Origin of the sequence: Pseudomonas sp. B21-041 (assembly GCF_024748675.1) — a bacterium.
Taxonomy (GTDB): Bacteria; Pseudomonadota; Gammaproteobacteria; order Pseudomonadales; family Pseudomonadaceae; genus Aquipseudomonas; species Aquipseudomonas neuropathica.
In genome coordinates this window covers 3,605,677-3,632,451 of record NZ_CP087175.1, presented here as the reverse complement: position 1 = coordinate 3,632,451, position 26,775 = coordinate 3,605,677, and the positions used below count along the sequence as shown (strand labels likewise).

General features: G+C 62.0%; 20 protein-coding genes and 1 tRNA gene. 14 read left to right on the top strand and 7 right to left on the bottom strand.

The window, feature by feature from the left end:
• Positions 1-24 precede the first annotated feature (24 nt).
• Entirely contained in the window at positions 25-951 is a 927-nt protein-coding gene (locus tag LOY43_RS16060) for a Gfo/Idh/MocA family protein (protein WP_258708360.1), read from the top strand.
• 79 nt (positions 952-1,030) lie between these two features.
• Here LOY43_RS16060 and LOY43_RS16055 read toward each other — a convergent pair whose 3' ends face one another.
• Together LOY43_RS16055 and LOY43_RS16050 are read right to left on the bottom strand one after the other, a co-directional pair.
• Positions 1,031-1,969, bottom strand: coding sequence for an AraC family transcriptional regulator (locus tag LOY43_RS16055; protein ID WP_258708359.1), 939 nt, complete (start codon positions 1,967-1,969; stop codon positions 1,031-1,033).
• Between the two features lie 11 nt (positions 1,970-1,980).
• On the bottom strand, positions 1,981-2,814 hold the full coding sequence (locus LOY43_RS16050) for an oxidoreductase (protein ID WP_095126639.1): 834 nt from the start codon (positions 2,812-2,814) through the stop codon (positions 1,981-1,983).
• A 295-nt stretch (positions 2,815-3,109) separates the two neighbouring features.
• On the opposite strand from LOY43_RS16050, the gene LOY43_RS16045 reads away from it, so the two are divergent.
• A tRNA-Lys gene (locus tag LOY43_RS16045) sits at positions 3,110-3,184 on the top strand.
• Between the two features lie 25 nt (positions 3,185-3,209).
• Positions 3,210-5,495, top strand: coding sequence for a hypothetical protein (locus tag LOY43_RS16040; protein ID WP_258708358.1), 2,286 nt, complete (start codon positions 3,210-3,212; stop codon positions 5,493-5,495).
• A 72-nt stretch (positions 5,496-5,567) separates the two neighbouring features.
• Here the strand turns inward: LOY43_RS16040 and LOY43_RS16035 are convergent, their stop codons facing one another.
• The 5 genes from LOY43_RS16035 to LOY43_RS16015 form a co-directional block, all read right to left on the bottom strand.
• Complete coding sequence (locus LOY43_RS16035; RefSeq protein WP_258708357.1) at positions 5,568-6,833, bottom strand: FAD-binding oxidoreductase; 1,266 nt, start codon at positions 6,831-6,833, stop codon at positions 5,568-5,570.
• Positions 6,823-8,415, bottom strand: a complete 1,593-nt coding sequence (locus LOY43_RS16030) for an aldehyde dehydrogenase (NADP(+)) (protein ID WP_258708356.1) — start codon at positions 8,413-8,415, stop codon at positions 6,823-6,825. Before LOY43_RS16030 ends, LOY43_RS16035 begins: the two co-directional genes overlap by 11 nt.
• 72 nt (positions 8,416-8,487) lie before the next feature.
• Positions 8,488-9,435, bottom strand: a complete 948-nt coding sequence (locus tag LOY43_RS16025; RefSeq protein ID WP_258708355.1) for a dihydrodipicolinate synthase family protein — start codon at positions 9,433-9,435, stop codon at positions 8,488-8,490.
• A 55-nt stretch (positions 9,436-9,490) separates the two neighbouring features.
• On the bottom strand, positions 9,491-10,417 hold the full coding sequence (locus LOY43_RS16020; protein ID WP_258708354.1) for a 4-hydroxyproline epimerase: 927 nt from the start codon (positions 10,415-10,417) through the stop codon (positions 9,491-9,493).
• Positions 10,418-10,439: 22 nt separating this feature from the next.
• Positions 10,440-12,065: an APC family permease gene (locus tag LOY43_RS16015; RefSeq protein ID WP_258708353.1), complete on the bottom strand. Its 1,626-nt coding sequence runs from the start codon at positions 12,063-12,065 to the stop codon at positions 10,440-10,442.
• A 231-nt stretch (positions 12,066-12,296) separates the two neighbouring features.
• Between LOY43_RS16015 and LOY43_RS16010 the strand changes: the two genes are divergently transcribed.
• The 11 genes from LOY43_RS16010 (at position 12,297) to LOY43_RS15960 (ending at position 26,739) form a co-directional block, all read left to right on the top strand.
• Positions 12,297-13,067, top strand: a complete 771-nt coding sequence (locus tag LOY43_RS16010) for an AraC family transcriptional regulator (protein WP_093430807.1) — start codon at positions 12,297-12,299, stop codon at positions 13,065-13,067.
• Positions 13,068-13,175: 108 nt separating this feature from the next.
• On the top strand, positions 13,176-13,793 hold the full coding sequence (lexA, locus tag LOY43_RS16005; RefSeq protein ID WP_093430810.1) for a transcriptional repressor LexA: 618 nt from the start codon (positions 13,176-13,178) through the stop codon (positions 13,791-13,793).
• Positions 13,793-14,410 (top strand): translesion DNA synthesis-associated protein ImuA, encoded by a 618-nt coding sequence (gene imuA, locus LOY43_RS16000; protein WP_093430813.1) that lies wholly within the window; start codon positions 13,793-13,795, stop codon positions 14,408-14,410. The genes lexA and imuA overlap by 1 nt, the downstream gene beginning before the upstream one ends.
• 7 nt (positions 14,411-14,417) lie before the next feature.
• Complete coding sequence (locus tag LOY43_RS15995) at positions 14,418-15,833, top strand: DNA polymerase Y family protein (RefSeq protein ID WP_220556363.1); 1,416 nt, start codon at positions 14,418-14,420, stop codon at positions 15,831-15,833.
• Positions 15,809-18,907, top strand: a complete 3,099-nt coding sequence (locus LOY43_RS15990; RefSeq protein WP_218233228.1) for an error-prone DNA polymerase — start codon at positions 15,809-15,811, stop codon at positions 18,905-18,907. Before LOY43_RS15995 ends, LOY43_RS15990 begins: the two co-directional genes overlap by 25 nt.
• 259 nt (positions 18,908-19,166) lie before the next feature.
• Entirely contained in the window at positions 19,167-19,853 is a 687-nt protein-coding gene (locus LOY43_RS15985) for a CsgG/HfaB family protein (protein WP_162483052.1), read from the top strand.
• 28 nt (positions 19,854-19,881) lie between these two features.
• Positions 19,882-20,253, top strand: a complete 372-nt coding sequence (locus LOY43_RS15980; protein WP_093430820.1) for a DUF4810 domain-containing protein — start codon at positions 19,882-19,884, stop codon at positions 20,251-20,253.
• Positions 20,250-20,909 carry a DUF799 domain-containing protein gene (locus LOY43_RS15975; RefSeq protein ID WP_095047855.1) on the top strand — a complete coding sequence of 220 codons (660 nt, stop codon included), beginning with the start codon at positions 20,250-20,252 and terminating at the stop codon, positions 20,907-20,909. The genes LOY43_RS15980 and LOY43_RS15975 overlap by 4 nt, the downstream gene beginning before the upstream one ends.
• A gap of 229 nt (positions 20,910-21,138) precedes the next feature.
• Positions 21,139-21,828: a GntR family transcriptional regulator gene (locus tag LOY43_RS15970; protein ID WP_095047854.1), complete on the top strand. Its 690-nt coding sequence runs from the start codon at positions 21,139-21,141 to the stop codon at positions 21,826-21,828.
• A gap of 134 nt (positions 21,829-21,962) precedes the next feature.
• Positions 21,963-24,074, top strand: coding sequence for a hybrid sensor histidine kinase/response regulator (locus LOY43_RS15965; RefSeq protein ID WP_258708352.1), 2,112 nt, complete (start codon positions 21,963-21,965; stop codon positions 24,072-24,074).
• Between the two features lie 31 nt (positions 24,075-24,105).
• Positions 24,106-26,739, top strand: a complete 2,634-nt coding sequence (locus tag LOY43_RS15960) for an excinuclease ABC subunit UvrA (RefSeq protein WP_258708351.1) — start codon at positions 24,106-24,108, stop codon at positions 26,737-26,739.
• The last annotated feature ends 36 nt before the right edge of the window (positions 26,740-26,775 follow it).

The following is a 26,775-nucleotide window of genomic DNA, read 5'->3' as shown; positions in this document are numbered from 1 at the left end:
ACAAAATCAAAACAGGAGTCATTGATGCAACCAATCCGTCTCGGTCTGGTGGGCTACGGCAAGATCGCCCAGGATCAACACGTCCCGGCGATCAACGCCAATCCCGCTTTCCACTTGGTCTCCGTCGCCACTCAAGGCAAACCCTGCGCGGGCGTGGAGAACTTCCAGTCCTTGAGCGAGTTGCTGGAAAACGGTCCGCCGGTGGATGCGATTGCCTTCTGCACGCCGCCGCAAGGTCGTTTTGCGCTGGTGCAGCAAGCACTGGCCGCCGGCAAACACGTGCTGGTGGAAAAACCGCCGTGCGCCACCTTGGGCGAGGCGCTGGCGCTGGTCGATCAGGCTGCCGGGCAGGGCGTCAGCGCCTTGTTTGCCTGGCACTCACGCTACGCGCCCGGCATCGAAGCCGCCCGCGACTGGCTCGCCTCGTGTACCCTGCAAAGCGTGCAGATCGACTGGAAAGAAGACGTGCGCAAATGGCACCCTGGTCAGGCCTGGATCTGGCAACCCGGCGGCCTCGGCGTATTCGATCCGGGCATCAATGCCTTGTCGATCGTCACTCATTTGCTGGCGCTGCCGTTGTTTGTCGAATCGGCTGAACTGCGCGTACCGAGCAACTGCCAGTCGCCAATTGCCGCGTCGATCAAAATGTCCGACCCGCGCCGCCTCGATGTGCGCGCGGAATTTGATTTTGACCATGGGCACGATGAGCTGTGGAGCATCGAGGTGCGTTGCGCTGAGGGCGTGTTGCGCCTGGATAACGGCGGCGCGCTGTTGAGCATTGACGGTGTGCGCCAAGCGGTGTCGGAGGAAGGTGAGTACGCAGCGGTGTATCGGCATTTTCAGCAGTTGATTGGCGACAAGGCCAGTGACCTGGATGTGCAGCCGTTGCGCTTGGTGGCGGACAGTTTTTTTGTCGGCAGTCGGGTGTTGGTTGAGGCGTTTTACGACTAGTGCACGTTCAGCGCTCACCGCTACACACAACGAAAAAAGCCTGCCCTGAAAAGCAGGCTTTTCGTTTGTGGCGTGACCGTCAATGCGACGAAACATACTCCGACGCTGTGGTCGGCAATGGCAGTGCATACGTTGCCTTCATCCATTCAATCTCTGCCTGTGGCGTCCTGCCGAAGAAGCGTTTGAACTCACGACTGAATTGCGAAGCACTTTCATAGCCAACGTTGAAGGCGGCTGCCGAGGCACTCATGGCCTGGCGCAACATCAACAGGCGCGCCTGATGCAAACGCGTCGACTTCAAATACTGCATGGGTGAGGTGTCGGTCACGCTGCGAAAGTGCAGGTGGAAGTTCGGCACGCTCATGCTCGCTTCATGGGCCAGTTGCTCGACGTCGAGTCGCTGCTGATAACAACTATGGATCTTGCGGATCGCACGGGTCACTTTGCCGAAATGTCCCTGTCGGTTGAGCGCGGCGCGCATGGAGCCACCTTGCTCACCGGTCAGGATGCGGTAATAGATTTCCCGCAACAGTGCCGGCCCGAGGATTTGCGCTTCGCCGGCAACGCTCATCGCTTCCAGAAAACGCAGGGTGGTTGCCCGCAGTGAAGCGTCCATCGGCGAGGCATACATACCTTTGGGCGGGGCATCGCTTGGGCCATGCACGTCATCCACTTGCAGCATCAACTCGCTGGCCAACTGGAAATCGAGGTGCATGTAGATCGCGAGCATCGGCTCGGCCTCAGTGGCATCGGCCTCCATGGTGAAGGGGATCGGCACCGAGACCACCAGATAGTGCTGGGCGTCATAGACGTAGGTGTCCTCTCCCAGATAGCCGCGTTTGCGGCCCTGGCAGAGAATCACGATGCCGGGGTCATACAGCACCGGGGTGCGCGTCAGGGGGCGATTCGAACGCAGGAAGCGCACGCCTTCGAGGGCGCTGAGATTGTAGCCTTCGATCGGTGCGAGGGCTTTCATGAGCTGCACCATGCGCGCGGTGCCTGCATCGACCTGCGTCATCACATCCTCTCTCAGTGATCGGTGGACCGGCTCAGCGCTTCCCATTGGTCAATCTCGCTGGCTGCATTTTTCAGTTTGTCACGGACCAGACGCAAGGCGTCACTGCCCAATAGCAAGTGGGCCGGTGGTGTCGGGCTGGCGATGATCTGCAGCATCGCTTGGGCAGCCTTTTGCGGGTCGCCGAGTTGCTTGCCGCTTTTCTCTTCGCGGGCTTTGCGGATCGGATCGAAACTGGCGTCATAGTCGGCAATGCTGCGCGCGGTGCGTTGCATCGAACGGCCCGCCCAATCCGTGCGGAACGAACCCGGTGCGACGGCAGTGACGAAGATGTTGAACGGCTGCAGCTCCTTGCTCAGGGTATCGGAGATCCCTTCGAGCGCAAATTTGCTACCGCAGTAGTAAGCGATGCCCGGCATGGTAATGGTGCCACCCATGGAGGTGATATTGAGGATGTGCCCCGCACGACGCTGGCGAAAGAAGGGCAGAAACGCTTTGATCACCGCCACCGCGCCGAACACGTTGACGTCGAATTGACGATGCATGTCTTGCAGCGGTGATTCTTCGCAAATGCCTTCGTGGCCATATCCGGCGTTGTTGACCAAAACGTCGACGGGACCGTGAGTGGCTTCGACTTGCGCAACGACGCTGTCGATACGCTCGAAATCAGTGACGTCCAGCACCACCCCGTAAGCGTTGTCCGGGGACAGTGCCTGGAAGTTTTTCAGGTCGGTTTCATTGCGCACAGTGCCGATGACACGGTGGCCGTTGGCAATAGCTTCTTTGGCCAGCGCATGGCCGAAACCGCTGCTGACGCCGGTGATGAACAGGGTTTTAGCGTGAGTCATGTCGAGCTCCCATTGGGTCAGGTCTGAGTCCATGGTAGCGATCAGCAAACGGGGGTACCTATGCCGGTTTATCTTCGAGCATTGCCTATTCCTATCGGGCTGAACTTCGACGACGGACGCCATTAAACAGAAAAAGACTGCCGTGACGGACGCGCCTCGATACGAGGTCAAGAGTGACAGGACCGCTCCCCGAAGATAGTAACGGCGTGCTCGTTTCAGCTCGTGCGCGCGAATTGTCTCGCAACAGACACCGGCTTCACATTCCTTCGTGGCTGGTCGACAATGCGCGCTCTGTTCCGGGGTAGTTCAGCGGTGGAACACTCGGCTCTTAACCGGGTGGGCGCTGGTTCGAATCCAGCCCCCGGACCCATTACATTGCAGGGTCACAAGGAAGTATGTCCAGGGACGACGGTGAGTTCGGCGAGCACGATGGCGTGAATGCAGGTTATGCGGTGTTCCAGCTCTCACGAGCATTGACCGCTACACAGCGCGACGCTGACCCGCAGGCACGCGACCGGGTCGAGCGCTGGCAGCGGGTGGTCGAACACCTGATGCAGGGCAGCGCACAGTACGGTTCACGTGTGCCGTTCGCCGATTTTCCGCAGTGGGTCACGCTGGACGTGGCGACGGGTGGATTTGCCACCGGGCAACTTCTGGCTGGTGGCGCTTTGACTTCATATGAGCGCCACTTGGCCGCGTCGATCCCCGGCATCCGTCCCAGTCATGAACGGTTCGATCTCAACATCTGGCATCTATCGGATGTGGGCGTCGCAACGCTGCAAGAGCGTTTGGCGAACGGAACCTATCAAATTGATGTTCCGGAGGAAGCCGCACTGCTGACAGTGTCATGGCTTTTGCGGCATCAGCGTACTGACGAGGCGCGAACGCTGATCGAGCAGATCGCGCCTTTTTTCGATCGCCTGCGTTTCTTCCCGACTGCCGTTGACGAGCGGCCGATTTCCACGGTTGAGGTGCATGTTTTTGATAGCGCCAGTGTCAGGCAGCGGCTGAACCGGCAATTGGCTCAACCGCGTCTGGCCGTCCAAAAGCATGTGGTTGAAAATCGTCTGCCTCTCTACGACGCTGCAGTCTCACTGTTTCTTTTGACCTGTCAGGATGGCTGGCCTTGCAGACATTTTCCTGAAGGCTGGTTCGAACGCGCAACGGCACTCGAGGCGCAGATCGCTCGGAACTGTAGCGTTGAGCGCCGCGTCAACGGTCCCTTCAAAAACCGGGCGGCGGAACTGTTTGCTTTGCTCGGTCAGTGTTTGCGCGATCAAGCATCATTAACGGGCCGCCAGGTCGGTCGCATCCGGCGCATTGTTGATGACTTTGTGGCCAAACACGGGCATCCCGATTCCGCCGCACATTCCCTTAAACGAGCAGAGCAGCGCCAACATGTGGCGGCCCCCGGGCATCATTTGATCGCCCGCGCTGTCTCGGCACGTCTGGCAAGTTACCCGGGTTCGGACGGCGTCAGTGACTTTTCGCCGCTGCTTGAACCGATCACCGATGAGGAGGCGAAGCGTCACCGGCTGACCCTTGGTGTGATGATTCCGCCTGCGGTTCGCCGTCGCCTCGAGCGTTGCCGCAAGGGGACCATTGCCGAGTTGATTGATCATGGCTTGATCTCATCCGCCGATACCGTGGCGCAGGTTCTGCCTGCAATGACAGCGCAAATCTGTAGCAGCGTATACCGGGACGGGATGCTGCAGTCGTTGGCGGGGGCAACGTATCGCGCCTTCCGTCGTCGGCGCTCGTTGCTGCTGCTTAACCTGCAAAGTCAGGTCAAAATTGCCGAGCTGCCGTGGGTCGCGGCTTTAGAGGGTGAGCGTGAGGCGAGTGCTATTTCCGCTACGGGTGCCAGGCAGGCGTTGGTCGAGGCCTCTGCAATGACCCTGTCGGCGTTTCCGCAGGCCATTCTTCCGAACAAGCTACTGCAGGAGTTTGTTTCACTGGCTGAAACGGCGAAGCTGGATCTTCCTTTCGTCGATGAGGTGGCGGCTGACATTTTCATGGGCGCGTTCTCCAACAAGTTCGCGAGAGCGGCCAGGCAATCGGCCAGATTTATGGCCGGGACGCTTTACGCTCGTTATTACGACATTGATACGGATGGCCTGGCAGGCCTTCCCGATCAGCGCCGATCACGGCGCAGAAGTAACAGCCGTGATGCATTGGCGACGCTGTGCGCGCAGCGTGCAAACGCCACCTTTGGCACGTGGCGGCCAGCGGTCAACGGCACGATACTCGAACAGCAGCAGATTCTGACGACGCAAAACCTCGCGCTCCTGTTCGGCGAATTGAACCTGAAAACACTGCTGCATCATCGTTTGAGCGCGCTGGCGCTGGCGTGCTTCGAGTGGATTTGCAAGCGGCAACAAATGCACATCACGCATTACCATGCGCGTCTGGTGATGTTGAAAAACACGGCGTATGCCTGGCGTCAGATGATGTTTTACTTGTCGATGCTGGATGGCGAGCTCTTGCGTGCTGCACTCAACAGCGTCGAGTCACATTTTGCAGCGCAATCCAGCGAATTCCGCGAAAGGTTTCTGCCTGCCATGATTGGCTTGCGTGTTGCCGCTGCCGGGCATCGGCTGACCTTGAATCGCCAGAAAGAAGAGGGCGCGAGGGTTTTTCTGGGATGGACCATTGAGCGACACTGGTTAATGCCTTTGTAACGCCTGCCGATCTGCCAGTGCGCGGCCACCAGCCTGCGCCGGAAAGCAGGGTGGTGGGTCAGAGACTTCCTTTCAGAAACGATCGAGCCTGTAATGTTCGTTGAGTGGTAGCCGGCAGGCCTCTTTTGCAGTCGCAGGCAAAACCATCCGCACCACCATCTCCGCCGTCACCGCCGCCTGTGTCAGCCCCAGATGCTGATGCCCAAAAGCAAGCAACACCTTGCCCCCACACACCTGATCAATCACCGGTAATGAATCGGGCAATGACGGTCGAAAACCCATCCACGGCGTCGCTGCTTCAGCATTCAGATCCTGGCGAAACAAACCCTGACTCAACCGGTGCAATTGCCACGCACGCTCCATGCTGGGTGGTTTCTCCAGTCCGGCGAATTCAACCGTGCCGGCCAGGCGCAACCCTTCGGACATTGGCGTCATGATGAATTTGCGCTCCAGCGAGGTCACGGGGAAGGGCAGTCGGTCGTGTTCCTGCGGCAGCATCAGGTGATAGCCGCGCTCGGTGTCCAGTGGGACTTTTTTGCCGGTGAGGGCGGCGGTGAGTTTTGCTGAATGTGCGCCGCAGGCGATCAGGACGCGGCTTGCAGTCAGGCCGCCATTGCCAGTGGTCAGCGTAACCCCGTGCTCCTGCACGTAGCCGCCCTGAACCTGTTGCTGGACAAAACTCACGCCGCTGGCCTTGGCCGCTTCGACCAGTTCGCACACCACGCGGAAGGGATCGATAAAGTGCCCGGTGCGTGGAAAGAACAAACCGCCCTGGATCTGTTCACTGAGTTGCGGCGCGGTTTCGCGGATGGCGCCGGCCTGCCAGTAATCGACCGGTACCTGCTGCTGATGCAGGCGATCCTGTAATGCCTGGATGGCCTGACGCGATTCGGGGCGTTCGAACACCAGCAGCGAACCATCGATCTTCAGCAAGTCCGGCCTCTGGATGTCGGCGAGCAAGCGCTGCCAGGCGTCCAGGCTGTTTTCATTGAGCGCGCGCAAACCCGCCACGGTGTTCTGAAAAGGCGTCGGGCGCAGATTCAGCAGCAGGCGGGTGAACCATGGCAGGGCGCGCGGCAGGTATTTCCAGTCCAGACGCAACGGCCCCATCGGGTCCATCAGCATGGCCGGCAGGCGCTTGAGGATGGACACGTCGGCAATCGGAAACACCTGCTCGGTCGCCAGATGCCCGGCGTTGCCGAACGAGGCGCCGTGGCCGGGTTGCTGCTGATCGATCACGACCACGCGCAACCCTTGGCGAGCCAGACGCAGTGCGCAGGCGACGCCGATGATGCCGGCGCCGACCACGGCGATGTCGTGGGAGCCGTTATTCGCCATGGTGCTGCGCTTCCCTTTGGCCATTGAGCAGACGGCGCAATTGCAGCGGATTGGCCTGTTTCAGTGCAGTAGGCAGCAAGCTGTCCGGGAAGTCCTGATAGCAGACCGGGCGCAGGAAACGCAGGATCGCCGCGGTACCGACCGAAGTCGTGCGGGCGTTGGAGGTGGCCGGGAAAGGCCCGCCATGCACCATCGCGTCACACACCTCGACGCCGGTTGGCCAGCCGTTGACCAGCAACCGGCCGGCCTTGCGCTCCAACGTCGGCAGTAATGCACGCGCCTGTTGCAGGTCTTGGTCATCCAGATGCAGTGTCGCGGTCAATTGGCCCTCCAGATGTTCGGTCACCTGGCGAATTTCCGCTTCACTGCCGCATTGCACGATCAGCGCCGCCGCACCGAACGCTTCGGCTTGCAGGCGCTGATCGGCGAGAAAGTCTGCGGCTTCGGTCACGAATACATGGGCCTGGCATTGATTCGGGCCGTTGGCGCTCAAACCAACACCTGTGATGTTCGCACTGGCATTTTCGGCCAGCGCATTCACGGCAGACTCGTAAGCACTGAAGATGCCGGGTGTCAGCATCGTCTGCGCGGGGCTGCGTTGAATCAGCTCGGCGGTGGCGGCGATGAACTTGTCCAACGCGGGTCCTTTCAAGGCAATCACCAAGCCCGGATTGGTGCAAAACTGGCCCGCGCCCAATGTCAGCGAAGCCACAAACCCTTCAGCCAACGCCTGCGTGCGATTGCCCAGCGCCGCCGGAAACAGCAGCACCGGATTGATCGAACTCATTTCCGCGTACACCGGAATCGGCTCGGGCCGCGCTTGCGCCGCTTGCATCAGCGCCAGACCACCGCTACGCGAGCCGGTGAAACCCACTGCTTTAATCCGTGGATCCGTGACCAGCGCAATGCCCACTTCGCGGCCGGAACCGTACAGCAACGAGAACACGCCTTCCGGCAAACCACAGTTTTTTACCGCCCGAGCGACGGCGCGGCCGGCCAGTTCGCTGGTGCCGGGATGCGCACTGTGCGCCTTGACGATCACCGGGCAACCGGCGGCCAGTGCCGATGCGGTGTCACCGCCGGCCACGGAGAACGCCAGGGGGAAATTGCTCGCGCCAAACACCGCGACCGGCCCCAGCGCGATCTGCCGTTGACGCAGATCGGCGCGCGGCAACGGCTGGCGTTGCGGCTGCGCGCTATCGACACGCACATCCAGCCATTCACCGGCGCGGACCGTGCGAGCGAACATTCTCAGTTGTTGGCAAGTACGCCCGCGTTCACCTAGCAGACGCGCGTGCGGCAGGCCGGTTTCGGCGTGGGCACGGTCGATCAGTTCATCTCCGAGGCCTTCGATTTCTTCGGCAATGCATTGCAGGAATTCAGCGCGGACATTCAGGGTTGTCTCGCGATAAACATCGAACGCTGCCCAGGCCAGCGCGCAGGCCTGTTCGACATGCTCGGCCGCTCCACCGGCGTACGCCGGTTCCAGCGTTTCATTCGTAGCCGGATTGATCCCGCGAATGGCGCTGCGATTGCCGGCAATCATGTGTTGCCCGATCAGCATGTGGCCCGTCAAAGTCATGGTGTCTTCCTGATAAAAAGAGGGAGGCCTGCCGCGAATCACAAGGCTTCGCGGCAGGTGAGGGGGACGTGATCAGGCGAAGTCCTGTTCCGCCGACCAGTTCTCGTACCAGTGACGGAACAGCGAATACTGCTTCTCGGCATACCGCCGCTGCGAGTCGCTCAACGCATCGGTTTCGTTGAAGTGCAGGGTGTATTCCTTGTCGCCGTTGAGCACCATCAGGTGTTTGTAATACAGCACCAGGTCGCAGCCTTCATCGAACGACGACAGCACCGCCAGCGCCGATTCCAGTTCCCGCGCCTGACGCCGGGCCTTGGCGTCACCTTTGGCCGCTTGCTTGCTCAGGGCGACCAGTTGCAGCACCTCGCGGGGCAGGGCGTTGCCGATGCCGGTGATGGCGCCGGTGGCGTTGCAGTTGACGAAACCGTGCACCACTTGCGTGTCGACACCGACCATCAGGGTCACGTCATCGTCCTTGGAGGTGATGTTTTCGGCGGCGTAACGCAGGTCGGCGCCACCGCCGAATTCCTTGAAGCCGATCAGGTTCGGGTACTCGCGGCGCAGTTCGAAGAACAGATCCGCGCGGGTGGCAAAGCCGTAGTAAGGGCTGTTGTAGATCACCGCCGGCAAATTTGGCGCGGCTTGCAGAATCGCGGCGAAATGGGCCTTTTGCGCGGTGACCGAAGCGCCGCGAGACAGCACGCGGGGAATCACCATCAAACCCTGCGCGCCGACTTTCGCCGCATGGGCCGCGTGGGAAACCGCTTCGCGTGAGTTCACCGCGCCAGTGCCCACGATCGTCGGAATACCCGCCGCGACCAGACGCGCCACGCCTTCCTGACGCTCGGCCTCGGTCAGCAGCGGCCAGTCGCCCATCGAACCGCAATAAACTACGGCGCTCATGCCGATGTCGATCAGCTCGCGACCTTTGGCCACCAGCGCGTCGAAGTCCGGTTTGCGCTGGGCGGTGCACGGTGTCATCAGGGCCGGCATGCAACCGGTGAAGATGTTGTCGCTCATTGTTTTAACTCCTTGGCACATCATTCAAATTGAGGTGAAAAGTCAGCGTGGCGGTTCAGATGCCCCACGCGAACGGGTCTGCTTCGTCGATCAGCAAGGTGCTGTCGGCGGTCATGTAGGCGCGGCCGGTGATGTACGGGCGGATGCGTTCGCCTTGCCATTCGAAGCGACCTTCGAACTGGCTGCCGGTGATGCTTGCCTGCACCCAGGTTGCGCCGGGTTGCAGCTTGCCGTCGGCGGCCAGACAGGCGAGTTTGGCGCTGGTGCCGGTGCCGCACGGGGAGCGGTCGTAGGCTTTGCCGGGGCACATGACGAAGTTGCGGCTGTCGGCCTGATCGTCATCGGCGAACAGTTCGATGTGATCGATCACCGCGCCGTCCTCGCCGTAAATGCCTTGGTCTTCGAGGGCCTTGAGCATCGCCCAGGTGTACGCCGTGAGGTGTTCGACGTTGTCCATGGTCAGCGTCTGGCCGTGCTCGGAAACGAGGAAGAACCAGTTGCCGCCATAGGCGATGTCGCCCAATACGCGGCCGAACCCCGGCACATCCACCGACACTTGTTTGCGATGGCGATAAGCGGGGACGTTGCCCAGGGTGACGGTTCCGTCGTCATGCAACGTGGCGCTGACCGGGCCGACCGGGGTGTCGATTTTGTGCTCGCCCGGTTCGATTTGCCCCAGGTACTGCAGCGAGTTGATCAGGCCGATGGTGCCGTGGCCGCACATGCCGAGGTAGCCGGCGTTGTTGAAGAAGATCACCCCGCAAGTGGCGTCCGCCGAGACCGGTTCGCAATACAACGCGCCGACCAGCACATCGTTGCCGCGCGGTTCCAGCAGACAGGCGCGGCGCCATTGATCATGTTGAGTGCGCAGCGCATCGCGCTTCTCGACCATGCTGTTGCCGGGCAGCTCGGGGAAGCCTTTCATTACCAGGCGCGTCGGTTCACCGCCGGTGTGGGAATCAATCACGTGTACTCGTTTCATGAACATGTCCCGTTGGATGATTTCAATAGGCGCCGGCAGGGCGCGCAGAGACGGTCGAGGCGGGGGAAGCGATTTCGCTGTCCTCGTCGTCCTCTTCCAGGCGCAGCAGATGCGCCGGTACACCGGTCGCCGCGCCCCAGTAGTAAATGCCGGTGGCACACGCCGCGACGACAAGGGTGTCGAATGGATGGGCAAGGATGCCGAGGCCACCGAAGGTGCCGAGTTTCGACAGCACGATGGTCACCGCGTAGAAGGCGATCAGCCACGCCGAGGAGCGCACTTGGCTGGCCAGATTCAGGTGAGCGGTTGGCACAAATCGACCGCAGAGCAGGTAGACCACGAACATCAGGATCTGCAGACCGAGCAGCCACGACACGGTGCTCCAGCCCGACCAGTAGACGATCAGCGCGGCGATGATGAACGACACCGGCCCGAGCACGCCCATGCACTTGACCCGGAACGGCCGTGGCATGTCCGGCGCATTGCGGCGCAGCGCAGCCACCGACACCGGCGCCACGGCGTAGCTCAACACCAGCGCAGCGGAGACCACGTTGATCAGCGCCTCCCACGACGGGAACGGCAACGTCCAGAACACCGACAGGGCGAAGGTCAGCCACAGCGCCGGGCGCGGGATGCCGGACTTTTCATCGATGTGGGTGAAGACCTTGAAGAAGGTCCCGGTCTGCGCCCAGCCATAGATCACTCGCGGGGTCGCGTTCATGTAGATGTTGCCGCAGCCGCTCGGCGAGATCACCGCATCGGCGACCACCAGATACGCCAGCCAGCCCACGCCCAGCGCCAGCGCGATGTCGCGATACGGCAGGGCAAATTCCTTGCTGATTCCGGCCCAGCCGTTGGCGAGCATTTCCGTCGGGATGCTGCCGAGAAAGGCCATTTGCAGCAGCACGTAAATCAGTGTCGACAGCAGCACCGAGAGGATCAACGCAATGGGAATGGTGCGCTGCGGATTCTTCACTTCACTGGCCACCGAGATGATCGGCGTCAGGCCCAGATACGCGAAAATGATGCCACCCGCCGACACGGCCATCTCGACGCCGGACAGGCCAAACGGGGCAAAGCCTTGCACCTCGAAGTTGGCCGGTTTGAAGAAGGTGAACAGCACCCCGATCACCAGCAGCGGCACGATGAACTTGAACACGCTGACCAGATTATTGGCCTTGGCGAAGGTTTTCACGCTGCGGTAGTTGAGCAGGAAGAACACGCACAACAGCCCGAACTGCACCAGCCAGCCGAGAATCGTCGGATCGCCGGTGCCAGCTTTGGACAGGCCGGGAAACCACGCCGCTGCGTATTGGCGCGAAGCGACCACTTCGATGGCGACCAGACTGGAAAACGCAATCAGGGTGATGAAACCCATCAAGTAGCCGAGCAGCGGCCCATGGGAGTAAACCGGATAACGCACCACGCCGCCGGCGCGCGGTAATGCGGCGCCCAGTTCGCAGTAAACGATGCCCAGCATCAACACGGCGAAGCCGCCCAGCAGCCAGGAAAAAATCCCCGCCGGGCCGGCAATGGCGGACACATGACTGGCCGCGAACAACCAGCCGGAACCGAAGATCGCCCCCAGCCCGATAAATGTGAGGTCGATCAGTGAAAGCTGTTTTTTGAACTTGCCTTGGCCTGACATGGCATCGCCTTCTTGTGAGTTATTGGATAGGCAGTTGTGTCACTGGGACGGCCAGACTTTGAACTCATCGACCTCGCGGCGATTGATGTTTTTTGCTGGCTTCGATGACGAAATCAGCACAATGACGCCGATAAAACATGGCCCTCGACACGCCGCGAACGATGCTGCAATCTGCGGGCGAACGGCGCATGGCGGGCATTTGGTCTGTCCACGTTACGAGGGGAATCTTTGATGCAGCAGGCGTTTTCGATCCTGGCTCAAGGCATGAATGGCCAGCGTCCGCAGACACTGGAGGAACTCTTGGCCGGCGCGGCGCTGTTGTTGCCGATGCTTGATGTGATCCCCAATGCGGCGATTTTCATCAAGGATGTGCAGGCCCGTTACGTGCTTGCCAACCGCACGCTGGTGCAGCGCTGTGGCTTGAAGGATTTGCGTCCGTTACTGGGCAAGACCAGCGCACAGGTGTTTCCGGCGCAACTCGGGCCGGGCTACACAGAGCAGGATCGCAAGGTGCTGGAGGAGGGTTTTGTGCTGGAGGATCAGCTCGAACTGCATCTGTACGGCAGCCGCGAACCGGGGTGGTGCCTGACGCACAAGCAGCCACTGTATAACCGTGACGGGGTGATTATCGGTCTGGCGGGGATTTCGGTGGACCTGCAATCGGCCAGTGAAACCCACCCGGCATTCGAGCGGCTGGCGGCTGTCGATGAGCATATTCGCGCGAATTTCAATCGCCGCGTGACCCTCGGTGAACTGACCCGCATCGCTGGCATTTCCGTGGCGCAACTGGAGCGTTACTGCAAACGGGTATTCCACCTGACGCCACGGCAGATGATCCAGAAAGTACGCCTGGAGCACGCGCATCGATTGCTGCACACCGACCTGCCGATAACGGACGTGGCGCTGCAATGCGGCTACACCGATCACAGCGCGTTCACGCGCCAGTTCAAGGCGTCGACCGGGTTTACGCCACGCGAGTATCGGCAGGCCACTTCACCCTGATCAAGTGGCCATTGAAGATCAATGCAGGCGCTGCCGAACCTTCGGCAACTCCTGCGTCGGCCTGGGCCGACCTGCGGCGCTTGTCAGGAAAGTCCTACAGGAGTACAAATGTACTCCATGACGAACCTGACTCCCCGCCGTACTGCCATTCTGACTTTTATCCGCGATCGAATCGCCGAACACGGTCAGCCCCCAAGCCTCGCTGAAATCAGCGAGGCTTTTGGTTTTGCCTCGCGCAGCGTGGCGCGCAAGCATGTGCTTGCGCTCACCGAAGCCGGGTTTATCGAGGTCAATCCGCATCAGGCCCGGGGCATTCGCCTGCTCGGGCAGCCGGCACGCCCGGAATTGCTCGACATCCCCGTGCTCGGCCGCGTCGCTGCCGGTGCGCCGATTGGCGCCGATGCCGACATCCATAGCCGCTTGCTGCTCGACCCGGCGCTGTTCTCCCGCACGCCCGATTACATGCTGCGGGTGCAGGGCGATTCGATGATCGAGGACGGCATTCTCGACGGCGATCTGGTCGGCGTGAAGCGCAATCCCGAGGCGCTCAACGGCCAGATCGTCGTAGCGCGCCTCGACGGTGAAGTCACCATCAAACGCTTCGAACGGCTGGGCGATGCCGTGCGCCTGTTGCCGCGCAACCCGGCGTATCAGCCGATTGTCGTGCGTGACGATCAAGATCTGGCCATCGAAGGGGTGTTTTGCGGTCTGGTGAGGCAAGGCTGATGGGCGCCGTCGTTGCGTTGGATACGCTGTTCAATGGCGGCCAGGTCTGGAAAGGCCGCCCTGCGCCACCGGCCGCCAGCCCGCAGCCGACCGGCCACGCCGCGCTGGACGCGGCACTGCCCAGCGGTGGCTGGCCGGAAGCGGCGTTGAGCGAAATCCTCCTGGCCGGTCCCGGTGTCGGCGAACTGCAGCTAGTCTGGCCGACGCTGGCGCGGTTGTCGGCGGCGGGCGAGCGCATCGTGCTGGTGGCGCCGCCGTTCGTGCCGTACCCGCAGGCGTGGGCAAGCGCCGGGGTCGATCTGCGCCAGTTGTCGGTGATCCAGGCCACCGAGCGCGATGCCTTGTGGGCGGCGGAACAATGTTTACGTTCGGGCAGTTGCGGCGCGGTGCTGTGCTGGCCGCACAAGGCTGATGATCGCGCGTTGCGCCGTTTGCAGGTGGCGGCGGAAACCGGTCAGACCCTGGCGTTTGCCTGGCGGCCGTTGAGCGAAGCGATCAACCCGTCACCGGCGGCGTTACGCATTGCCATCGACGCCAGACCTGCACAGTTGCGCGTACTCAAGTGCCGTGGCGGGCTGGCGCGTACGGCACCGATTGCCTTTGCTGTGGGGCACTGAGGTCACCATGCGCTGGGTGTGTATCCTGTTTCCGCAATTGGCTCTGGACGCCGTGCTGCGTCAGCGGCCCGATCCCGATGAACCGTTGGTGCTGCTTAACGGCCCGGCCCAGCGCCGGGTGTTGCAAGCGGTCAATCCGGCGGCGCGCAAGCTTGGTTTGCGCGCAGGCCAGTCGATGACCGCCGCCCAGGCCATGAGCAAAGGCTTTGCCACGGCTGATTACGAGGCCGCCGAGGTCGAACATTGGCAGCAGTTTCTCGCCGCGTGGGCCTACCGTTTCAGCTCGCAGGTCAGCGTGCATTACCCGCGCACCGTGGTGTTCGAGATCGAATCGAGCCTGGGTCTGTTCGGTTCGTGGGCGCAGTTCGAAGCACGACTGCGCCGGGAACTGACTGATCTGGGTTTCCGCCATCGCATCGTCGCGGCACCGAATCCCGTGGCGGCGCGGGTGCTGGCCAACGCCTATGACGGCTTGGTGGTGCCGGACGGCGAGGCCTTGCAGCATCATCTCGGTCAGTTGCCCGTCGACCGCGTCGGTCTGGAACCCGCAGTGGCCACGGCGTTATCACGTATGGGCCTGCGCAATCTCAGTCAGGTGCAGAGCCTGCCGCGTCAGGCGCTGGCCCGGCGCTTCGAAGCGCAGATGCTCAAGCATCTCGACACGCTGTTCGGCGCGCGGCCATTGGCGCTGGCGTTTTACCTGCCGCCGGATCGTTTCGACGTACGCATCGAACTGAATTTCGACGTGCAGTCCCATCAGGCACTGTTGTTCCCGTTACGCCGTTTGACCGGCGATCTGTCGGCGTTCCTCTGCGGGCGTGACAGCGGCGTGCAGCGTTTCGATCTGCACCTGGAACACGCCGGGCTGCCGGACAGCATCATCAAGGTCGGCCTGCTCAGCGCCGAACGTGATCCGGCGATGCTCTTCGAACTGGCCCGTGGCCGGCTGGAACAAGTGCAAGTCGAGGCGCCCGTGCGCGGCTTTCGTCTGCGCGCCGAGGACCTGCCGAGTTTCGTGCCGCAGTTTCAGCAACTGTTCGACGACCGTCCGCAGCAGACCTTGCCGTGGGAGCAGTTGCGCGAACGCCTGCGTGCGCGCTTGGGCGATGACGCGGTGCAGGGGTTGCGTTTTCAGGCCGATCATCGTCCCGAGTGCGCGTGGCAGCACGGCGTTGATAAACAACGCTGCGCAGGCTTGCCGAACGTGCATCGTCCGGGCTGGTTGCTCGGCGAGCCACAAAGCGTGGCGGAAGGTTCGGCGCGGATTCTCATGGGCCCGGAGCGCATCGAATCCGGCTGGTGGGACGGTGACGACGTGCGCCGTGATTATTACCTGATCCAGAATCGCGCCGGACAGCAGGGCTGGGCTTATCGGGCGGTGGGTGAGGGCGGTCCGCTGTGGCTGCAAGGCTGGTTTGCATGAACGACGGTTATGCCGAACTGCACTGCCTGTCGAACTTCAGTTTTCAGCGCGGTGCGTCCAGTGCGCTGGAACTGTTCCAGCGCGCAAAAAAGCACGGCTATCAGGCACTGGCGATCACCGATGAGTGCACGCTGGCCGGAATCGTTCGGGCTTGGCAAGCGGCGAAATCGGTGGAGCTACCGCTGGTCATCGGCAGCGAAGTGCGTATCGAAAACGGCCCGAAACTGGTGCTGCTGGTGGAGAATCTGGCGGGCTATCAAGCGCTTTGCGGCCTGATCACCCGCGCCCGACGGCGCACGCAGAAAGGCCAGTATCAGGTGCTGCGCGAAGACTTCGCCGAGCCGTTGCCGGGGTTGCTGGTGTTGTGGGTGCCGGACTCGCTTGATGACGTGGAGGAGGGTCGATGGCTGCAGCAGACCTTTGGCGAACGGTTGTGGCTGGCGGTGCAATTGCATCGTGGCCAGGACGATCAGCAGCGGTTGGCGGCGATGTTGGGGCTGGCCGCCGAGTTGCAGATTCCTGCCGTGGCCAGCGGCGATGTGCACATGCATGCCCGTGGCCGGCGTGCCTTGCAGGACACCATGACTGCGATCCGTCATCACGTGCCGGTGGCCGAGGCGGGGTTACGCCTGCATCCCAATGGCGAACGGCATTTACGCAGTGTCGAAGTGTTGCGCGAGTTGTATCCGCAGGCTCTGCTGGATGAGTCGATGAGCCTGGCCCGGCGCTGCACCTTCGACCTGGGCGAGTTGCGTTATCAGTATCCGAAAGAACTGGTGCCGGAGGGGCACAGCGCCAGTTCCTGGCTACGGCATCTGACCGAAGAGGGCATCGCTTGGCGCTGGCCACAGGGGCCGCAAGGCAAAGTGCTCAAGCAGATCGACGATGAACTGAAGCTGATCGCCGAACTCGGTTACGAAAGCTACTTTCTCACCGTGCACGATGTGGTGCACTTCGCCCGCGAGCAGAAGATTCTGTGTCAGGGCCGTGGTTCGGCAGCCAACTCGGCGGTGTGTTTTGCCTTGGGCATCACCGAAATCGACCCGGATCGCACCACGCTGCTGTTCGAACGCTTCATGTCCAAGGAGCGCAACGAGCCGCCGGACATCGACGTCGATTTCGAGCACGAGCGCCGCGAAGAAGTCCTGCAATACGTGTTTCGCCGTTACGGCCGTGGTCGTGCGGCGCTGACGGCGGTGGTCAGCACCTACCACGCTGCCGGCGCGGTGCGCGACGTGGCCAAGGCCTTGGGCCTGCCGCCGGATCAGATCAACGCACTGGCTGATTGCTGCGGCCACTGGAGCGATGAAACACCGCCGGTCGCGCGTTTGCTCGAAGGCGGTTTCGACCCGGACAGCCCGGTGCTGCGCCGGGTGCTGAGTCTGACCGGGCAGTTGATCGGCTTCCCCCGGCACCTGTCGCAGCATCCCGGCGGCTTTGTGATTTCCGAGCAGCCGCTGGACACGCTGGTGCCGGTGGAAAACGCCGCCATGGCCGAGCGCACGATCATTCAGTGGGACAAGGATGACCTCGATGCAGTCGGCCTGCTCAAGGTGGATATTCTCGCCCTCGGCATGCTCAGCGCGATTCGCCGCTGCTTCGACCTGCTGCGCCACCATCGCAATCTGGATCTGAGCCTGGCGACGATTCCAGCCGAAGACAAACCGACCTACGACATGATCAGCCGCGCCGACACCATCGGCGTGTTCCAGATCGAGTCGCGGGCGCAGATGTCGATGCTGCCGCGCCTGAGACCGGCGAAGTTCTACGATCTGGTGATTGAGGTGGCCATCGTCCGCCCGGGACCGATTCAGGGCGGGATGGTGCATCCGTATCTGCGTCGCCGGAACAAGGAAGAAGAGGAAACCTACCCGTCACCAGAGCTCAAGGTTGTTCTGGAAAGAACCCTCGGCGTGCCGCTGTTTCAGGAACAGGTGATGCAGATCGCCATCGTCGCCGCCGATTACAGCCCCGGCGAGGCTGATCAGTTGCGTCGCTCGATGGCTGCGTGGAAACGCCACGGCGGACTGGAACCGCACAAGGAACGCCTCGCCGCCGGCATGAAGAAGAACGGCTACACGCCGGAGTTCGCCGCGCAGATTTTCGAACAGATCAAAGGCTTCGGCAGCTACGGTTTTCCCGAGTCCCACGCCGCCAGTTTTGCCTTGCTGACTTACGCCAGTTGCTGGCTCAAGTGCCACGAACCGGCGGCGTTCGCCTGCGCGTTGATCAATAGCTGGCCAATGGGCTTCTACAGCCCGGACCAGATCCTCCAGGATGCGCGCCGGCATCAGTTGCAGATCCGCCCGGTCGACGTGCGCGCCAGTGACTGGGATTGCAGCCTGGAAACCACCACGACGGTGCAACCGGCGATTCGCATGGGCCTGCGGATGATCAAGGGCTTTCGCGAGGACGATGCCCGGCGCATCGAAGCGGCGCGGGCGCGCGGGGCATTTGCCGATGTCGCCGACCTGGGCGAGCGGGCGGCGCTCGACAGTCGGGCGCAGGCGTTGCTCGCCGATTCCGGGGCGTTGCGTGGCCTGGCCGGACATCGGCATCGGGCGCGCTGGGAAGTCGCCGGGGTGCAGAAACAGTTGGGTCTGTTTGCCGGGTTGCCGAGTCAGGAGGAGCCGGAGGTGGTACTACCTAAACCCAGCGTTGGCGAGGATCTGCACGCCGATTACAGCACCGTCGGCACCACGTTGGGGCCGCATCCGCTGGCACTGTTGCGCGGCGAACTCAAAGCCCGGCGCTGCCGCAGTTCGCAGGAGTTGCTTGAAGTCGAACATGGCCGACCGGTGAGCATCGCCGGGCTGGTGACGGGACGGCAACGACCGGGCACCGCCAGTGGTGTGACCTTCGTCACCCTGGAAGACGAATTCGGCAACGTCAACGTGGTGGTCTGGCGTGATCTGGCCGAGCGTCAGCGGCAAGTACTGGTCGGTTCGCAATTGCTCAAGGTCGATGGCCGCTGGGAGCGCGAAGGCGAAGTGCGCCACCTGATCGCCGGCCGCCTGAGCGACCTCAGCTCGCTGCTCAATGGCATCCGCGTGCAGAGCCGCGATTTCCATTAGCGCGCCCTGAACTGATCGTTCCCACGCTCTGCGTGGTAACGCCTCCCGTGACGCTCCGCGTCACAGCGGACGCGGAGCGTCCGTGGCTGCATTCCCACGCAGAGCGTGGGAACGATCAAGTCCGGAACAGCCAATTCACTGGCGTCAAAAAAACCTGTCACGAATGATGGCACTTTGTCATAATGCCGCCCCTTTTCAGCTCCCGCTGCGCATTGTCGTGCCGGGACATCCCCGTTTTTCAAAGGAATACTCAGTGAGAATGATCTCCCGGATGCTGGTCTCAGGCGTCGCGATTGCTGTGCTTGGCACGATGGCTGGCACACTCTCAGGTTGCGCGACCGAAAGCTCGCGCGCCTTGCCGGTGGCCAAGGTTGAAAGCGCCTCCCAGGTCTGGACCGGCGTTCGCGTGCCAATGGCCGTGGGCAAGTTCGACAACCGTTCCAGCTATATGCGCGGGATTTTCTCCGACGGCGTCGACCGTCTCGGCGGTCAGGCCAAGACCATCCTGATCACCCATTTGCAGCAGACCAACCGCTTCAGCGTGCTGGATCGCGACAACATGGGCGAAATCCAGCAGGAAGCGGCGATCAAGGGCCAGGCTCAGCGTCTGAAAGGTGCTGATTACGTGGTGACCGGCGACGTCACCGAGTTCGGCCGCAAAGAGACCGGCGATCACCAACTGTTCGGCATCCTCGGCCGTGGCAAGACTCAGGTGGCCTACGCCAAGGTCAACCTGAATATCGTCAATATCAGTACCTCCGAAGTGGTCTATTCGACCCAGGGCGCCGGCGAATACGCCTTGTCCAACCGCGAAATCATCGGTTTCGGCGGCACCGCTGCCTACGACTCCACCCTCAACGGCAAAGTACTGGATCTGGCCATGCGCGAGGCGATCAATCGTCTGGTCGATGGCATGAACGCCGGTGCCTGGAAACCGGGCAACTGATCGACGCCCATTGCAAGGAGCAACACCCATGAATCTGACTTTGTCGCGCGCGCTGATGGCGCTGACGCTGGCCGCCAGCGCCTTGTTGGCCGGTTGTGCCTCCGGCCCGCAAACCCTGTACCAGTGGGAAGGTTACGAGCCCCAGGTCTACGAATACTTCAAAGGCGAAGAGCCGAAAGAAGCCCAGGCCGAAGCGCTGGAACGTGACCTGCAGAAAATCCGCTCCACCGGCAAGGCTGTACCGCCGGGTTACCACGCGCACCTTGGCCTGCTCTATCTGAGCATGGGCAAGGACGACCAGATGGTGCAGCAGTTCAAAACCGAGAAAACCCTGTTCCCCGAGTCTGGGACGTACATGGATTTCCTGCTCAAAAACGCCAAGACCGGAGACGCGAAATGATCGCGCGCACCTTGAAACTGCTGGCCGCCGGTCTGGCCCTGACCGTGCTGGGTGGCTGCGTTGCGCCCAAGACCGTGGATTACTCGGCCTACAAACAGGCGCGGCCGAAAACCATTCTGGTGCTGCCTCCGCTGAACACTTCGCCGGATGTGAAGGCGTCCTACAGCCTGTTGTCGCAGGTGACCTTCCCACTGGCCGAAGCCGGTTACTACGTGCTGCCGATTGCGCTGGTTGATGAGACGTTCCGCCAGAATGGTCTGAGCACCCCGGACGACATCCATCAGGCACCGCCAGGCAAACTGAAGGAAATCTTCGGTGCGGACGCTGCGCTGTACATCACCGTGACCGAATACGGTACGCGCTACATGGTGATCAGCAGCGAAACGGCAGTGACCGCGACGGCGAAACTGGTCGACCTGAAAAGTGGCACGACGCTGTGGACCGGTTCGGCCCGGGCGTCGAGCGAAGAGGGCGGCAATAGCAATGCCGGCGGTATCGTCGGCATGCTGATCTCGGCGGCAGTGAAGCAGATCATCAACAGCTCCACCGATGCCGGCTACCCGATTGCCGGTGTGGCGAGCAATCGTCTGCTCTCGGCCGGACACCGGGCAGGCCTGCTATACGGCCCGCGCTCGCCGAAGTACGGCACTGACTGAACCCGGTAAGATCTTTCCCACGCACTGCGTGGGAAAGATCAAATGTACGCGTGAGCCTGCTCACCGCCCCCTCCCGGCACATGTGTCCTGCTTGCAACGAGCAGGCAGGTAGCGCGACGCCGCCTCGATGGGTGATCCGCACTCAACGTGCAATCAAGACCCTGCATCTCGAAGCCGAAGGCTATATCCTGCGTGGCACTCAGTTGCTCGACGTTAAAGGAGTGCCCAAATGACCGAAAAGAAACCGGAAACCACGGTCGACCGCGTCTACCAAGGGGTTTACGAGGCGATCAGCAAGCGTTCGTTGCGCCCGGGGATGAAACTGGGTGAGGCCTCGCTAGCCGAATTATTCAATGTCAGCCGCACGTCGGTGCGCGCGGCATTGAAGCAATTGGAGGCCGATGGACTGGTCACCACCGAGCCGAATAAAGGGGCATCGGTGTCGCTGCCGAGCAATGAAGAGCTCCGCTCGCTGTTTGAAACCCGCCGGCTGATCGAGATCGGCATCGTTACCGAACTGTGCCGGCGCAAGGACAGCGCGGCGATGCAGGATTTGCGCGAACACCTGCTGCTGGAAGATGAAGCCCACGCGGCGGGAGATCACGAACGGCTGATCCATCTGCTCGGTGAGTTCCACATCAAACTGGCGTGCAGCCTGAATAACCCGGTGCTGCTCGACTGGTTCCAGAAACTGATCTCCCGCGCTTCGCTGTACGCTGCAGCGCTGGACGACGACAGCCATGAAGTCTGCCGCGACAACGAACACCTGCGCCTGATCGAATACATCGAGGCCGGCAATCAGAGCGCCGCCATCGAGCTGACCTGCACGCATCTGAACGGCATCGAGAAGGCCATTCTCGACGCCGCCGCCAAAATGAAAACCGGCTACCATCCGCTCAAGCACCTGATCGGGGTTTAGGTTCCGGGAGGGGATGAAATCGGCTATATATCATATGAAACCAATGCGACTGGAGGCGCTCGAAACAGACGGGCGTCGCGTCGTTATGGCGTCGCGATTTATCGGGCAATCACCACAGGACACTGAGTCAGTCGATGCAGTTTTTATCCGATAGCCATGGTTGTGACGGCTGGAAAGGCGAAATGGCCGGGCGCATCAGTGCGTTCGACTGGAGCCATACTGAACTCGGTCCGCTGAACAGCTGGCCGGCCAGCCTGTGCAGCGCGGTGCAACTGATGCTGGCGTCGCCGCTGCCGATGGTCATGCTCTGGGGCTATGCCGGGTACATGATCTACAACGATGCCTATTCGAAATTTGCCGGTGGTCGGCACCCGTATCTACTCGGTGCGCCGGTGGAGCTGGGCTGGCCGGAAGTCGCCGATTTCAACCGGCATGTGGTCGATACCTGCCTGGCCGGCGGCACCTTGTCGTTTCGCAATAAAGAGTTGGTGCTGTTGCGCGATGGCGTCCCCGAAGACGTCTGGATGGACCTGTATTACAGCCCGGTGGCCAATGATGACGGCAAGCCGGCCGGAGTGATGGCGATGGTGGTGGAAACCACCGAGTTCATGCACTCCGAACGCCGGCGGCAGGAAGCCGAAAGTGCTTACCGCGCCGACAACGAGCGGGTGCGTCTGGCGTTGAATGCCGGGGCCTTGCTCGGCTCGTTTGTCTGGGACGTGAAAAACAACACGTTGTCGGCAGACGAGCGATTCGCCCGCACGTTCTCCTATCCGCCGGATCAGGATCTTAGCGACCTCCCGCAGGACATCGCCGAGTCGCGCATTCATCCCGATGACGCCGCCTGGGTGCAGGAGCGGGTCGTCCATTCCGTGCAGACCGGTGAACCGTATAACGCCGAATATCGCGTGCGGCGCAGTGACGGCAGTTATTCCTGGGTGTTGGCCAGTGGCGCCTGTGAGTTCGACGAACACGGTGCGCCGTTGCGCTTCCCCGGCGTCCTGATCGACATTCATGAACGCAAGATTGCCGAAGAATCCCTGCTCAAATTTACCCGCAACCTCGAACAGCGCGTAGGCGAAGAAGTCGAGGCGCGGCTGGCGGCTGAAGAGCAGTTGCGCCAGTCACAGAAGCTCGAAGCGATTGGTGGTCTGACCGGCGGCGTCGCCCACGATTTCAATAATCTGTTGCAAGTGATCGCCGGCAATCTGCATCTGCTCGCGCGCCATGAACCGAACAATGCCAACGTGCAGCGCCGCGTCAGCGCCTCGCTGGCAGCGGTCGAACGCGGCGCCAAGCTGTCCTCGCAATTGCTTGCGTTCGCCCGGCGCCAGCCTTTGTCGCCGGCGGTGTGCAACCCGCAGCAGATTTTCGAAGGTGTCGGCGAATTGCTGCAGCGAGCGCTGGGTGAAACCATTCAGATCGACGTGCAACTGCCGCAAAAGCCGTGGCACATCAACGTCGACCGCAACCAGTTGGAAAACGCCATTCTCAACCTGGCGATCAATGCTCGCGATGCGATGAAGGGCGAGGGCACCATTGCGCTCAGCGCTGCTAACGTGCGGCTCGAACGCGAGTTCTGTGCCGGTAAAGGCATCGTTCCCGGTGAGTTTGTCCGCGTCGCGGTCAGTGACTCCGGCGCCGGCATCCCGCCAGAGATTCTCGAGCAAGTGTTTGAGCCGTTCTTCACCACCAAGGCTGACGGTCAGGGCACCGGGCTGGGCTTGAGCATGGTGTTTGGCTTCGTCAAACAGAGCGGCGGGCATGTCGAGATCACCAGCACCCTCGGCGAGGGCACGCGGGTGCAGTTGTACTTCCCGCGCAGTCTGCGGCCGATCCTTGATGAGGCGCCCAGCCTGCAAAGGCAGCAGAGCGGCGGCCACGAAACGATTCTGGTGGTCGAGGACAATGACGCCGTGCGCGCTTCGGCGGTCGAATTGTTGCGCGAGGAGGGTTATCGCGTGCTGACCGCCGGTCATGGCGATGCGGCCATGCAAATGCTCCTCGAAGGTGTCGAGGTGGACCTGATCTTCACTGACGTGGTCATGCCGGGGCTGATCAAAAGCTCCGACCTGTTCGCTTGGGCCAAGGTGCAGACACCGCCGGTGGCCGTGCTGTTCACCTCTGGGCACACCCGCGACATCATTTCACGCAATCACCAGTTAAGCCCTGACACGCACTTGCTTGGCAAACCGTACAGCCCGGAAGCCATGTTGCAGATGATTCGGGTGGTGCTCGGTAGCTGAACGTAGAACATTCCTTCACCAAGGCAGGTCGATGACTTCCAAACGCACCTCCAAAGCGCCCACCGGCATGGTCCGGGTACGTGGCGCCCGTGAACACAACCTGAAGAACGTTGATGTCGACATTCCCCGCGATGCGCTGGTGGTGTTCACCGGGGTGTCCGGGTCTGGCAAGTCGTCACTGGCGTTCTCGACCTTGTATGCCGAGGCCCAGCGCCGATACTTTGAGTCGGTGGCGCCGTACGCGCGACGGCTGATCGATCAGGTCGGCGTGCCGGATGTCGACTCCATTGAAGGCCTGCCGCCGGCCGTGGCCCTGCAACAGCAACGCGGCACGCCGAGTACGCGCTCGTCAGTGGGCAGCGTGACCACGCTGTCGAGCCTGATCCGCATGCTCTATTCGCGCGCCGGCAGTTATCCGCCGGGGCAACCGATGTTGTATGCCGAGGACTTCTCGCCGAACACCCCGCAAGGCGCGTGCCCCGAATGCCATGGCCTCGGCCGGGTGTACGAGGTCACCGAAGCGCTGATGGTGCCGGACCCGAACCTGACCATCCGCCAGCGCGCGGTGGCGTCCTGGCCGCTGGCGTGGCAGGGACAGAACCTGCGCGACATCCTTGTGACCATGGGCATCGATGTCGACATTCCATGGAAGAAGCTGCCGAAAAAACAGCGCGACTGGATTCTCTTCACCGAAGAAACCCCGACCGTGCCGGTGTACGCCGGGCTGACCCCGGAAGAAACCCGCGTGGCCCTCAAACGCAAGATGGAGCCGAGTTACCAGGGCTCCTTCACCGGCGCCCGGCGCTACATTCTGCACACGTTTACTCACTCGCAAAGTGCGCTGATGAAGAAGCGCGTTTCGCAGTTCATGCTCGGCAGCCCTTGCCCGTTATGCGATGGCAAACGCCTGAAACGTGAAGCGTTGTCGGTGACGTTTGCCGGGTATGACATCGGCGAGCTGTCGCAGATGCCGTTGCTGCAAGTGGCCGAGGTGCTGCGGCCGGTGGCGGCGGCCAGCTACCTCGAACACGCTGAAGAAACCGGCGAGACCTTAAGTCACGCGCAAACCCGCGAGGCGCGCCAGCAGCGCGTGGCCCACGGTGCCAGCGGCCACGGCAGCGCGCCAGACGTGCGCCACACGCCAAACCTGTCGCTGGAGAAGCGCCTGGCGGCGCAGCGCATTGCCGAGGATCTGCTGGAGCGGGTCAGCACCCTGACCGATCTGGGCCTCGGTTATCTGGCGCTGGAGCGCAGCACCCCGACGCTGTCGTCCGGTGAGTTGCAGCGCTTGCGCTTGGCGACGCAACTGGGTTCGCAATTGTTCGGGGTGATCTACGTGCTCGACGAACCCTCCGCCGGTTTGCACCCGGCCGATGGCGAGGCGTTGTTCGAGGCGTTGCAGCGCTTGAAGGCGGACGGCAACACGCTGTTTGTGGTCGAGCACGACGTGGAAACCATGCGCCGCGCCGACTGGCTGATCGACGTCGGCCCGGCGGCGGGCGAGCAGGGTGGGCAGGTGCTGTACAGCGGCCCGCCGGCAGGTCTGGCCGAGATCGAGCAATCGCAGACTCGCGCCTACCTGTTTGCCGAAGCGCAGCGCCAGGCACGCACCGCGCGCAAACCGACGGCGTGGCTGAAGCTCGACGGGATCACCCGCAATAACCTGAATAATCTCAGTGCTGAATTTCCGCTGGGCTGCTTTACCTCGGTGACCGGCGTGTCTGGCTCGGGCAAATCGAGTCTGGTCAGTCAGGCCTTGCTGGAACTGGTCGGCGCGCAGTTAGGGCGGCCGACGGTAGACAGTGAGCCGGAAGAACTCAGCCTCGAGGACGCCGCGCCGCAGGTCAGCAGCGGCCAGGTGACGTCGGGGCTGGAGTCGATCAAGCGACTGGTGCAGGTCGACCAGAAACCCATCGGCCGCACGCCACGCTCCAATCTGGCCACTTACACAGGGCTGTTCGACAACGTGCGCAAGCTCTACGCCGCGACCGACGCGGCACGGGCTGCCGGCTACGACGCCGGACAGTTTTCCTTCAACGTCGCCAAGGGCCGTTGCGCCACCTGCGAGGGTGAAGGCTTTGTCAGTGTCGAGTTGTTATTCATGCCCAGTGTTTATGCGCCGTGCCCGACCTGCCATGGCGCGCGCTACAACCCGCAGACCCTGGCGATTCTCTGGGAGGGTTTGAGCATTGCGCAGGTGCTGCAATTGACCGTCGAGGAAGCGGTGACGGTGTTTGCCGAGCAAGCGGGGATTCGCCGGTCACTCGAAGTGCTGCGCGATATTGGCCTGGGTTATCTGCGCCTGGGGCAACCGGCCACGGAGTTGTCCGGTGGCGAAGCGCAGCGGATCAAACTGGCCACCGAATTGCAACGCAACCAGCGCGGCGCGACCTTGTACGTGCTGGACGAACCGACCACCGGGCTGCATCCGCGTGATGTCGATCGGTTGCTGGAGCAGTTGGATACGCTGGTGACGGCTGGGCACACGGTGATTGTCGTTGAGCACGAAATGCGCGTGGTCGCGCAGAGTGACTGGGTGATCGACATCGGGCCGGGTGCGGGGGATCAGGGCGGTCGAATCGTGGTAGCGGGTACACCGCAGAAGGTTGCGGCGAGCAAGAAGAGCAAAACCGCGCCGTTTCTGGCTCGGGCCTTGAGCCGGTAATTGCGGCGTTCCGATTGGCACCATCAAGCGTGCGGC